6 protein-coding genes are annotated in these 12,923 nt (G+C 44.8%); all 6 read right to left on the bottom strand.

Features of this window, described 5'->3' with window-relative positions:
• Positions 1 to 314: 314 nt before the first annotated feature.
• A complete protein-coding gene (locus GWR21_RS24915; protein ID WP_162334367.1) occupies positions 315 to 1,922 on the bottom strand; it encodes a SusD/RagB family nutrient-binding outer membrane lipoprotein in 1,608 nt (535 codons plus the stop codon).
• A 33-nt stretch (positions 1,923 to 1,955) separates the two neighbouring features.
• On the bottom strand, positions 1,956 to 5,264 hold the full coding sequence (locus tag GWR21_RS24910; RefSeq protein WP_162334366.1) for a SusC/RagA family TonB-linked outer membrane protein: 3,309 nt from the start codon (positions 5,262 to 5,264) through the stop codon (positions 1,956 to 1,958).
• Positions 5,265 to 5,734: 470 nt separating this feature from the next.
• Positions 5,735 to 7,060, bottom strand: coding sequence for a c-type cytochrome (locus GWR21_RS24905; protein WP_238430002.1), 1,326 nt, complete (start codon positions 7,058 to 7,060; stop codon positions 5,735 to 5,737).
• Positions 7,061 to 7,082: 22 nt separating this feature from the next.
• A complete protein-coding gene (locus GWR21_RS24900) occupies positions 7,083 to 7,658 on the bottom strand; it encodes a redoxin domain-containing protein (RefSeq protein WP_162334365.1) in 576 nt (191 codons plus the stop codon).
• Positions 7,659 to 7,867: 209 nt separating this feature from the next.
• Entirely contained in the window at positions 7,868 to 9,760 is a 1,893-nt protein-coding gene (locus tag GWR21_RS24895) for a SusD/RagB family nutrient-binding outer membrane lipoprotein (RefSeq protein WP_162334364.1), read from the bottom strand.
• A 19-nt stretch (positions 9,761 to 9,779) separates the two neighbouring features.
• Positions 9,780 to 12,896: a SusC/RagA family TonB-linked outer membrane protein gene (locus GWR21_RS24890; RefSeq protein ID WP_162334362.1), complete on the bottom strand. Its 3,117-nt coding sequence runs from the start codon at positions 12,894 to 12,896 to the stop codon at positions 9,780 to 9,782.
• Positions 12,897 to 12,923: the final 27 nt, after the last annotated feature.

Here is a 12,923-nt window from a genome sequence, read left to right as displayed (position 1 = left end):
CCAGCCATTAGTACGGGGGAAGAAGCGCATACATGTGCATGTAATGTACAAGTACCTGATGATGTCTGCTCAAGATAAACAGGAAATGCCGGGGACGTTGTATTTAACAGGGTTATTGCACTTCTGGTAAGCGTGACGAGGTAGATACTGCCACTGCTGCCTTCTTTTATAACATGAAAGGCGACCGCATTACCGTCCTCACACTGTCTTTGGAGAGATATGTGTGTACAGGAGTATAACGGTACTTTATAAAAATAAATAGGGGCCAGCACTCAGGCTGGCCCCTATTCGGATATCATTACAGGAAGTTAAGATTAGTTAACATCCCAGAATACTGGCCTGTCACGGGTATCCTTGTCTTTAACTTTACTGTACTCAATTGGGTTGTACAGTCTTTCGTTAGCTGGATACAGGAGGCGCTTAGGCGCGTTAGGCGCTGCAGAGTTACCTACAGTTGGGAACTGAAGCGCAGGATAACCTGTTCTTCTCAGCTCAGACCAAGCCTGACCGCTTTGCAGTACGAAGAAGTGTTCCCATTTCTGCGTGTAGATCTTCTCCAGTTTCTGTGTAGTAGTACCGGTGTAAGCAATAGGTGCTTTAGCCAGGAATGCGTCTACTTCAGTTGCAGCAGGAGAAGCCAGTGCAGCACGGCTAAAGTTGTTCTGACCTTGTCTCTTGATAGCAGACTGGTTGATACCGTAGTAGAACTCAATAGACTGTCTGATACCGTTAGTGTATGCAGCAGCTGCATCACCAAGACCCCATCTTTCAAAAGCTTCAGCTTTCAGGAAGTTTACTTCAGAAGCTGTCATGATCACACCAGGGATGTTATCATTGTAAGTGAAGGTAGCAGTATCGAATACAGCGTATAAACGACGCTGGTCATCGTAGTCACCAACACTACCGTTCCATGGGAAACCTTTGTAACCGTTCACATCATCCTGATCCCACATTACTCTTAAACGAGGGTCGCCGTTAGCTTCCTGCAGAGTGTTGATCAGATATTCAGGAGCGTATGGGTAACCAGTGAACACTTCAACCAGGTCACTTCTAACCTGGGTAGGGCTGTTCTTGAAAGTTACGTTCTGATCGTTAGAAGCAATAACCGGGAAGGTAGCTGCATCATTCAGCATAGCAGTCACCTCAGTTTTTGCGGTCGCTTCATCAGCATTAGAGATACGCATTAACAGACGCAGACGCAGAGAGTTTGCGTAACGCTGCCATGCAACCAGGTCACCTTTCAGCAGAATGTCAGCAGTAGCCAGTTCGTTCTTAACATCAGTTTCAACATTTACTGTATCCAGGAAAGTGTTGATCGCTTTCAGGTTTGCGATGATGTTAGTGTACAATGTTTTCGCATCATCATAAGGAACGTCGGCAGCCGTACGATCAGGGCTGTTCAGACCATTTGATTTGCTGAATGGGATATCACCCCACATGTCTACCATTTGGGCAGCCTGATCGAATACCAGGATCTCCGCAACTTTCACAAACACCTGGTTTCTTTGCTGCTGTTCAGCAGACATTAAACTCAGAGTAGTTTGCATCTCACGGTAGTTACTCATGATACCAGGACCATTATAGTTATAATCCGGGTTATCACCATCGTTCGCACGGGAACCTGCGTAGAAATCCTGCCAGCGACCATCTACATAAGATGGGTTGGTGAAATACATCTGGTTACCCGGAGCGGTCGCTACTAACTGAGAGTAGTTAGCCAGTACAGGCATTACGAATGTATAATAATCGTAGTAAGACGGGTGTATTCTTTTGTTCAGATACATACCTGACAGCAGTTTGCTCAGGGAACCATCGACGATTTTCTCCGGGTCAGTATATGTTTCCTCCATCTTCTTGGCGCAGGAGCTGAATAAGCCACCGAGCGTGCAGACAAGAGCTATATTTATGAAGATCTTTTTCATTATTTTCTATTTATCCGATTTTACAATTACATATTAGAAACGAGCACGAATGCTTGCACCAAAGCTTCTTGTAGGACCAGCAGTACCGTTGTCGATACCCTGAGATAACCAGCTGGAACCAACACCCACCTCAGGATCGATACCGTAAGGCAGAGATTTGTAAACGTACAGCAGGTTACGTCCGATCAGAGACACCTGGATGCCCTGGAAACGCATTTTGTCAGAGATAGACTGTGGCAGGTTGTAAGTTACCGCTACCTCACGCAGTTTAATGTAATTGTTTTTGAAGATTGCAGCGCTATAATCGCCGTTACCACCCCATGTGTAGTTATTCAGATAGTAGTCAGCAGCAGAGATAACTCTGTCGTTTGGCGTACCATCAGCTTTAGTACCTGGCAGGATCATACCGTCATGACGAGAACCATTAGCAGCCAGTTGGTAAGTGTATTTGCTTGGATCCTGAGAAGCTTCGTCTCCAACTGGGTTGTAAGACAGACCACCACGTGCTGCATCTCTGTACTGCAGGGTAGACTCGAACATACCAGCACCGAGCATATAATAGGTCGGCGTAGAGATCAGGTTACCACCAAAGCGGTAATCCAGTGTGAAGTCCAGGGAGAAGTTTTTATAGCTCAGGGTGTTAGAGAAGCCACCAACCAGTTTAGGCAGAATGCTACCAGCCTGAACGTATTCGTTGGTATTGATAGTGTACAGACCGTACTCATCTACCATCTTGTTACCTTTCGCATCGTAGTTGTGTGGGTGGATATAGATATTACCCAGGGACTCACCTACCATTGAACGAATAACTACATAAGCGTTATCCAGGTTGGTTGCATCCAGGAAAGTCTGACCATCAGGCAGTCTAACCAGTTTGTTTCTGTTGATAGCGAAGTTGAAGCGGGTAGTCCAACGGAAATCTTTGCTTTCGATCGGAGTAGCGCTGATCGCAGCTTCAAAACCGTAGTTAGCGATATCACCGGCGTTTACCAGCTGGCTGGAAGCACCGTTAGATAATGCCAGGGATCTGTACAGGATCTGATCAGATACTTTGTTGTTATAGTAGCTCAGGTCTACGCTGATCTTGTTATCCAGCAGTCTTGTTTCCAGACCGATCTCAGCTTCTCTCTTTTTCTCAGATTTCAGCTTGTTGTTACCGAAGCCAGAACCATTAGGCTGTTGGTACAGCAGGTTGTTGTTGTTGTAAACAGCACCATACTGAGTGTACAGGATGTTAGACTGATACAGGTTCGGGTGGTTACCCACGAAACCGTACGCACCTCTTAATTTAGCATAGCTGAAGAATTTAGGCAGCTTAACTACATCAGAGAATACGAAACCAGCGTTGAATGAAGGGTAGAAGTAAGAGTTTACTTCAGGCGCCAGTGTGTTGGTAGACTCATAACGACCAGTACCTTCTACATACAGGAATCCTTTATAAGCAAAGTTCAGGATACCGAAAGCAGCGTTATCGTACTGAGTAGCGCGGGTAGAAGTAGCCTGTACCTGTTGAGCAGAGTTACCCATGCTGAACCAGTTTTCGCTTACCAGACCACCCTGTGTCTGTGTTTTACCATATTTGTAAGTGGTCTTACGTGCAGTATAACCACCGGTAATGGTCATATCCAGATCCTTAGTCAGCTTAGGATTGTAGATAGCCATAACGTCTCCGTAGAATACGTTGTTGTTTCTGTTCTCAGTAGCATACATACCAGAATAACCAAGACGGGCAGGACGCTCGTTATGTCTCATATCAGCAGCGTACAGGTTAGTGAAGTCACCACCTACTCTACCTTTAACGTTCAGGTTATCCAGCACTTTAATATTCAGGCTTGCGCTGTTGATGAAACGGTTCTGGGTCTCGTCGTAGCTGTTACGCAGGTTATCCCAGAAGTAGTCCATCAGCTGGTTAGCTCTGATATTGTACAGGAATTTATCTTCCTGGCCATAGCTGTTGTTGTTGTACAGAACATATTTGTAACCATCTCTGGTCTGGAATCTTGTTTTGTACACGTTCATATCATCAAAACGGCTGAAATAACCACCGTAAGAGTTAGTTACGTTGTTCAGTACGTTTGGACGGTTATGGTTGAAGAAGTTGTTGTAAGAAGAGATTACATCTAAAGTAACTCTCTCGTGCAGCTTCAGGGAACCATTGAAGTTGAAGTTGTTTTTATACAGATTACTTCCTGGCATGATGCTCTTATAGTCCATACGGGTGTAAGAGAAGCGGAAGCTACCTTTTTCATTTGCGTTAGAGATCGCTACGTTAGCCTGGGAGTTGTAACCAGTCTGGAAGAAATCTCTGTAGTTGTTCTTCTGAGCTTCGTACTTTCTCTTAGTACCATCCCAGTAAGTAACCTCACGGCCGTCGAATTTAGCACCGAACTGACCATAAGCTCTATAGTAAGGGTGAAGAGCACCATTTGCCTCAGTGAACCAACCTTCCGCACTCTGGCCGCCAGTAGCAGACAGGTTCAGCGCTGGGTTGTAACCAGGACCATATTCATTCTGGAAATCAGGAGACTGAGCCAGTCTTTCCTGGTTGTAAGAGTAGTTAGCTTCTACACCCAGACCGTTTTTACCTTTAGTACCTTTCTTGGTAGTGATTACTACTACACCGTTGGTTGCTTCAGAACCGTACAGTGCAGTTGCACTCGCACCTTTCAGGATGGTCAGGCTCTCGATGTCCTCAGGGTTGAGGTCATTCGCACCGTTACCATCGATACGACCATTGCTGGTACCGAAGGAGTTCTGCGCAGGGTTGCTGAAGTTTCTCATAGGCACACCGTCAATTACGTACAGTGGCTGTGTGTTCAGACCGATAGAAGATACACCTCTGATCTGTACAGAAACCGCACCACCAGCACCACCTGGAGCAGTAACGATCTTCACACCTGCAGCTTTACCATACAATGCAGAACCGATGGTTGGGCTGGCAGTCTGAGTTAAATCTTTAGAACTCACAGTGCTTACTGCATAACCGAGTGCACGTGTTTCTCTTTTAATACCTAACGCGGTTACAACTACCTCGTTCAGGTTTTTGTTGTCTTCCTGCAGTGTAACATTGATAGATGTTTTACCTGCAACTGGAATTTCCTGGGAAACAAACCCTACATACGAAATCACCAGCGTTGCTTCACCTGGCACTGACAGTTTGAAGCTTCCGTCCGGATTTGACATTGCGCCATTGGAAGCGCCCTTTTCTTTAACGGTTACGCCAGGGAGAGGAGTGCCCTTGGCATCTTTGATAGTTCCCGTCACCGCTATCTTAGTCTGTGCCAACGCAGTAAAGCAGCAGCATAAGAAAAGCAATGTACACACTAAGAGAGATCTTCGCATAGCTTTCTTTTGGATTTTAGTTTATTATGTTTTGTTTAGTCCGAGATGAAACACACAGGTATAGATACACCTCTCCCATTAAGAGGTTACATTGTTATGTTCCTTCATAAAAATTTACTTGCAATGCTGAGATAAAAAAAGCAGATTCGTTATACCGCCTAACACAGTTTCCTTCTTCTTACAATGATTAGCTTACGAAACGGTAACCTGGGATAAATAATTCGGCATAGGTGTATTTATTCCAGTTACCTCCATTGTTGATACTTCCCACTGTTCTACATGTCCCTAATTTATTTTCTCGCTTTCCTCAAATTCACACATTAAATAATATTCTTATTTTTCTTTCGAATGCCAAGCTAAAAAATAAAAACAGAAACAACAAGAAAGATTTAACAGATTTTTGTGTTCCTGTTAACAATCAGGTTAAAACGAGAATTTTACACAATGAAATAATAAAATAGTATTACACCTTATTTCATAATGTTTTCATTTTTCAGGGAAATTGTTTCGTCTTCTTTCTCATACGTAAGATAAAGCATCACTAAGGTCAGCATCTCATCTGTCGATTTCATATCTCCACTGGAGTAGATCAGCCGTGGTGGCGACGATGGGTTAGCCGGGTTAGCAGCGGTATTGTCGTATGTCGCCTCTATATGGATGACCGTACCCTTGGGCAACTTTAACAACTTTGAATACCAGTAGACCTCCTGCCAGTTATAACTCCAGTCCGTTACTGATACCATTTTAACAGTGTCTCCGGTGGGTGTAACGCCAAACGCCTTAAATGTCTTTCCAATATAATGCATATGTGGCCACACATACATAATTGATTGATCTTCAGGCACTGTAACTTTCAAACGGAAGGTTTTTACTGCATCCGCTGGTATATAAAAGTAGGGATCAATGTCCTTCTGCCCTACTCCGCCTGATCCGAAACTCACTGCTCTGATCTCCCTCTTTACAGGCGTTTTGGTGAAAAACAGCTGAATGCCACTGATATTATCTTCGTCTTTTCCTACTGGTGCATAATGCAAAGTGAGCAAGATGACACCACGTTTCGGCAGGATCCAGCCAATGTTCTTAGGGTAGGATTCACAGGTGGCTCCGGGTATCCATCCTCCATAATAGATCATGTGCTGCCGGAAAGGAACATACTGAATGTACTTTTCCCGGTCATCTTCTGTCAGGTTGATATAATCTGTTCCTGCGTAAATGTCCAGATCAGGCACGGCATCGATCTCATAGTTCGCATGATGGATCACCTTCCGGTTATTAGACACAAATTCTATTGCTTCCACATTCATATCCTGCGCCATCTCATACGGTATCTTGTATACAATGAACCGTTCCTTGTTGTCGCCCTTGATATGAAACGCACGCGGCATCTGCAATACCGTATCAGGCTTACGATGATAGTGCGTTCCCTCCAGGAAATGTTCGGGCTGTCCCGCCACTTCTTTCCCCTTCGGCATTTTATTGTCAGCCCATTCAGCGATCATAGCGATCTCCTCATCTTTCAATCTTCTCTCGTTGGCAAAACTGGCATAATGACTATCCGCTTTCCATGGGGGCATGTACCGGCTTTGGGTAACCTGTTTTATAAACGTGGCACGTTTGGCCACATCATCATAAGTCACCAGTTCAAATGGTGCTGCATCTCCTTTCTTATGACAGGGTGTACAGTTCGCGTGAATGATCGGCGCAATGTGCTGATTCCACGTTATTTTCTGTGCCGAAGCACCCTGTATCCTCCATAAAAATATCACAAGTAATGTGATGACAACCCTGCACTGCATACTCACCTGATTGGCGTATTGATTAATAATTACTGATAAGACAACCAATAGGTTGTGTCGAATAAGTCAACTCACTTCCGGACAACAGGTTCTCTATTGCCAGCTCCAGGTATTTCCTGCTCGCCTTTGCACGCTTGGTACCTAAACCAGTTACCCAGTCGTCTATCAGGCCGCGGTAATATTCCTTTCCGTTCTCTCCTATCAGCAAAGCTTCAGGTGTAACGGTCGCTCTCATATACTCAGCTACCTGTTTATCAGGATCCATCAGTATCGGAAAAGTGATCTTATAATCTTTCGCGTATTCGCCAACCAGCGCTCTGGTAAATGTCTTACCACTAACGATCCCGTAGAACTGCACCTCAGGATATTTTTTTTGCAATGCCTGTAACACCGGTGCATAGTTTTTACACAACGGACATTCCGGAGAAAGAAACAGATAGACCACTGCTTTTCCCTTCGGCTTTATAGTATGCAACTTTCCCTTATAATCTTTTAATCTTCCGCCTGTGTTCTCTCCGGTGCTGGCTATCAGTTGTGTCGTAATGGTTTGTAAGGATAGCAGCCCAAATAACAGGACCCACACAAATTTTTTAGGCATAGTGACTTTCGTTTTCTCATAACAGCACATCAGATCGTCAATGAAGATGCAGAGTAGGTATGACTGGTACTCAGGCTTCCATAGAAATTAAGATGATCCGGTTGACTATTCCTTAGTTTTTCACGTCTGGGCAAGATACAATTAAAACATGTAATAAAAAAGCCCCATGCAACGAGCATGAGGCTTTTTTATTGTGCTAAATTATATTTTTAGTGTTTAGCCCACCAGAGCGGTGTCAGTACAGCATCTGCTCCTCCGAGGAGTGATACTGCCTGCTCATAACCGGCCGCATTGCTGTTAGCCAGGCTGCTTGGGTATCTGATACGCTGTGGGAAGAACTTAATATCACTGGTCATGTAATTGCTCGCCGTCAGTCCTGGCAGATTTGGCAGCGGACGCTCAATAGCCGGATTCTCATAGAATGGCAGGCCCAGTCTGCGCTGATCATTCCATGCTTCCAGTGGTAACCATGGCACCTGAGCAATGAATTTCTGTGTGATGATCTTGGTCAACGCGTCATTCTTCACAGCACCTGCTTTATACAGGGTATTGGAAGGATACAGGATATTCGCTGTACCTGGCGCCTTGGTGTAAGCATCAATATAATTCATTGTATGAGACGCACCTGGTTCTGCTGTATGTGTCCATCTTACAGAAGTACCCGCGTTATTGTATGAATCGGAAGTCAGGTAGGCAGACAGATAATCTGTTACGCCCCAGTATTCGAAACTCTTTGCAATACCTGTTTCGTACGCGGCCTGTGCTGCTACTGGTGTAGCCCAGCCTCTCACAGCACCTTCAGCCAGCAGGAAATAGGTTTCCCATGGTCCGAAGAAGATACGTTGTGAAGTGCTGTTCCTGAAACGTTGTGCCAGACGAGGGTTCGTACCTGGGTAAGTATACAGGAAGTTTTTCGCTCCTTTTGTACCCCAGTCACCTGTTGTAGCGGCATTCCAGGTAAATGATGCATCTACCTCACCATAACCATCCATGTTGCGTTTTACAGTTTTCGCATCATTGGTATAAGTTGGATACGGAGAGAAATCAGGATTATTGAACTGACCAGGAATAATGAAGGTTTTGTAAGCACGTGGGTCGATCACCGCATGTAAACCATCAAACCAGTATCCAATGGTTGGCTCATTACTCATAGATGCCATATGATCTGCAAACTTCAGACCGATATAATTTGCTGGCTTAATATGGGAATGCAGCGAATCTGGTAACAGTTGCTCAGAAGTAACGCCTCCCAGACCAATATACAGGTTGTTCAGTGTGGCAGACAGTAACTGCGCATTCCACTCACGGCTCATGACACCCGTCAGGTCATCCCATCCTGGTTTTTCCTGTACTTTAAATGTATGATCAGCATCTGTGATCAGCAAGCCACTTGCCGCTGCTGCTTCAAACTCAGTCTTTGCTTTTTGTGCATCTACTTCTGATAAACGCATTGCCAAACGCATACGCAGCGAGTTAGCATAACGTTTCCATTTGTTGTAGTTATAACCAAATGCAGGATCAAAGCTGCTCAGTCCATCTGCATTCGCAATAGACTCATCGATCGCCGCAACTGCTTCAGTTAATTCTTTCAGTGCGTAATAATACACATCCTTAACACTCACAAACTGAGGATTCACACCCTGGAAGCCTTCTATCGGCATTGGTCCAAAGTTATCAGATGCTTCACTCAGCAGATAAGCCCTCCAGATACGTGCTACCTGCAACAGGTTTTTTGTATGAGGTTTCGCTGTGTTATTGGCAATTCTTGATTCCGCCAGTTGCACGGCCAGGTTTACACCATTCAGCCAGCCAGATACCTGGTTGTAATATGCTGTTGTCCAGCCATCATCATAGCCACCGCTTGATAAACCGCCCTGTCTGTGCTGACGACCTGCGGTCTTCCAGTAAAGTACGAAGGAACGTTCTGCCACATCCGGATTCATCTGTGCTCCTGTAATGGAACCATTGATGGCATATTCAACTTCTACCTGATTTTCGTTTGCGGAATTCGGATCATTATTAATCTCCTCGAATTTGGAACATGACTGAAACAGCATGCTACCGGCCATTAATATACAAGCACTCTTTATTATACTTTTCATAAATTCTTTTTTTCAGCAATTAGAAACTAACAGATACATTGAACAGGAAAGTGCGTGAAGTAGGTGCGCTACCCGCTTCAAATCCTATCGCGTTTGTGTTGGTTGCATATACAGACTCCGGATCTATACCTTTCATGTGACTGGAGATCAGCCAAACGTTGTTACAGGAGAGACCTACACTGGCTCTCTGTACAAGTGTTCTTGAAAGGAATTTAGAAGGCAGGTTGTAGCTGATGTTCAGATTTCTCAGACGGATGTTAGATGCATCGTACAGGTTGTTCTCAACGATACCTACGTTAGTACCATTCAGTGCATTTGCCCAGTATTGTTCTGGTCTTACAGCAACTGTGTTCTGATCGTATGCTTTAGTTACATCGTTGAAGATCACACCATCCACGATAATATCATCACGTTTGCCATTTACAACTGTCTCTGCAGCGGCACCAGCTCTTTGTAAACCAGACAGGGATCCAGAGAACATTTTACCTCCGAAACGACCATCTACCTGGAAGCCCAGTGACAGGTTTTTATAGTAGAAGGTGTTGGTGATACCCAGCATAGCATCTGGCTGCTGATTACCTAGTTTCACTTTACCAGCGGTTGCTAATGGATAACCACTTGCATTCACGATCATCTTACCGTAAGCAGGGCTATTTGCGTCAGTTACGCGTTGGAAAGCAGTACCATAGATCTCACCGTATTTCTCACCAGCTTTAGCATAGATCTGCACATCGTCAAATCCACCTAAAGAATACAGTTCGATACCTGGTGCGATCTCATTAACTGTGTTCTTGTTTTTAGAGAAGTTAGCACCCAGGTCCCATGATAAACCTTTTGGATTATCTACGACACGTGCATTCAGCATCAGCTCAATACCCTTGTTCTCGATATCGCCCGCGTTGATCTTTTTGCTGGAATAGCCACTCAGTGGGTCCATTGGCAGGTCGATCAGCTGACGGGTAGCGTTGGTTTTATACCATGCGAAATCTACACTCAGACGGTTGTTGAAGAGTTTCAGTTCAGCACCAATTTCCGCAGATTTGATCAACTCACTTCTTACGTTCGGATCGAACAGAATGTTCTTTCTTTTTACAACAGTATTACCGTTAGGGTCTTTACTTACTTCATAGGTATTGTACAGGCTGTATGGTGCGAGGTCATTACCAACCTGTGCATAAGATGCACGTACTTTACCATAAGAGATCCAGGTAGGCACTTCACCACCCAGGCGGCTGATCATATCAGTCACAATCAGGGAAGTACTGAAAGACGGATAGAAGTAAGATCTGTTTGCTTTGCTCAGCGCAGAAGACCAGTCGTTACGCAGTGTTACGTCTACAAACCAGTAAGCATCCCAGTTTACACCGATAGTACCATATACTGAGTTGATTTTCTTTTCAGAAGAAGACGGTGTAATGCTTGGATTAGATTTACCGTTGTTCAGGAAAAAGAAGTCAGGGATCTGCAGTTCACCAACACTTGCATCCAGACGGTCACGCTGTTGTTTCATGAGGTTACCACCAGCGGTGATCGCACCACCCAGTTTACCGAACACGTTGTCTTTACGGGCAGAGAGCAATGCACTGTAGTTCACCTCAGAGAAAGTCTCTTTGCTGCGGCTGTAGCTTCCGTTTGCAGGAGAAGGGCTACCTGCGTAACGTTTTGCTTCTGCATTAGTACCGTAGATATCAGCACCTGCTTTTAACTCTGCATTCAGCCAGGAAGTAAAGTCATATTTTAATGAACCCGTCATCAGGAAACGATCTCTGATGTCTTCATTCAGGTCATACAGTTTGCTCCAGTATGGGTTTACCGCATTACCGGAACCATACCATAACATTTTACCATTGTCTCTTTTTGCCGCACTGAAGTCTCTGATATCGATGTTTACAGGCAGCATGTAGATCGTACGGAATACGTTGCTGGTATTATCACCATTCTGCGGACGGTTATTTGCTCTTGAATTGATGTACTGAACCTTGGTATCGCTTGTCCAGCGTTTGTTAGCACCAAAACGCGATACTGCACGGGCAGTCAGGTTAGTACGATTTAATTTTGCACCCGGGATAATACCTTTGTCAGTCAGGTGCGTAATGGAAGTATAGATGGAAGTACCTTCACTTACCTGTTGCTGGAAAGAGATCGTATTCTTAAAGTTAAACCCTTTGTCAAAATAATTCTTCACGTTATCATATGACTGCAGGTTTACTTGTTTACCAGACCAGTCAGTAACGCTCTGGCCTGCGATAGCTGGTCCCCAGCTGCTCGTACCTTCTGGTTGGAAAACACCTTCAGCACCCTGTGCAAAAGTGTTTTGTCTGTCAGGCGTTGCGAAGATTTCGGAGAAACCTACCTGGGAAGTATAGGTGATACCAGCACCTTTCTGTTTTTTACCTGTTTTGGTAGTAATGAGGATAACACCATTACCAGCACGGGAACCGTACAGTGCAGCAGCAGAAGGGCCTTTCAGCACTGACATAGATTCAATATCATCAGGGTTGATATCTGCCAGACCGTTACCCATGTCTTTAGATGGGTTCCAGTAGTCGTTGTTCGTAGCACCAGTGAAGTTATCCAGTGGAATACCATCCACTACGATCAGGGGCTGGTTAGTACCTGTCAGTGAGTTGTTACCACGCAGGTTAATTTTGGTGGAACCAGCAGGACCGTTACTGGAACGTAATACCTGTAAACCAGCTACTTTACCGGTAAAGGCATTAGCCAGGTTAGATTCTCTTGCGGCTACCAGTTGTTCACCACCTACTTCCTGCAGCGCGTAACCCAGTGTTTTCTTTTCACGTTTGATACCCAATGCCGTTACAACTACTTCACCGAGGTTCTTGTTATCTACAGCCATGCTCACATTAAGAGAACCATTGCCATTTAAAGCTATTTCCTGTGTGATAAATCCGATTCCGGAAAATACCAGCACAGATTTGGGGTTGACCTGAAATCTGAAGGAACCGGCAGCATCTGTAAGTGCGCCGTTTTTAGTGCCTTTCTCGAGGACCGTAATGCCAGGCAGTGGATTACCTTCTGCGTCTCTGATAGTACCTGATACCGCCTGTTTATCCTGGGCGGATACACTCATGTATACGCATAGGAATAGCGATAAAAAGATCAGTAATCTTCTCATAGTTCAAATAGATTGATGATGAATGTG

The organism is Chitinophaga agri, from assembly GCF_010093065.1.
Classification (GTDB): domain Bacteria; phylum Bacteroidota; class Bacteroidia; order Chitinophagales; family Chitinophagaceae; genus Chitinophaga; species Chitinophaga agri.
Note: the sequence above shows the minus strand (reverse complement) of the source record. Positions and strands in the feature narration are given on the sequence as shown.

Excerpts from the sequence above, each read along its gene's own strand:
- GWR21_RS24895 (WP_162334364.1), bottom strand. The coding sequence starts at position 9,760 with ATGAAAAGTATAATAAAGAGTGCTTGTATATTAATGGCCGGTAGCATG.
- GWR21_RS24905 (WP_238430002.1), bottom strand. The coding sequence starts at position 7,060 with ATGCAGTGCAGGGTTGTCATCACATTACTTGTGATATTTTTATGGAGG.
- GWR21_RS24910 (WP_162334366.1), bottom strand. The coding sequence starts at position 5,264 with ATGCGAAGATCTCTCTTAGTGTGTACATTGCTTTTCTTATGCTGCTGC.
- GWR21_RS24915 (WP_162334367.1), bottom strand. The coding sequence starts at position 1,922 with ATGAAAAAGATCTTCATAAATATAGCTCTTGTCTGCACGCTCGGTGGC.
- GWR21_RS24900 (WP_162334365.1), bottom strand. The coding sequence starts at position 7,658 with ATGCCTAAAAAATTTGTGTGGGTCCTGTTATTTGGGCTGCTATCCTTA.
- GWR21_RS24890 (WP_162334362.1), bottom strand. The coding sequence starts at position 12,896 with ATGAGAAGATTACTGATCTTTTTATCGCTATTCCTATGCGTATACATG.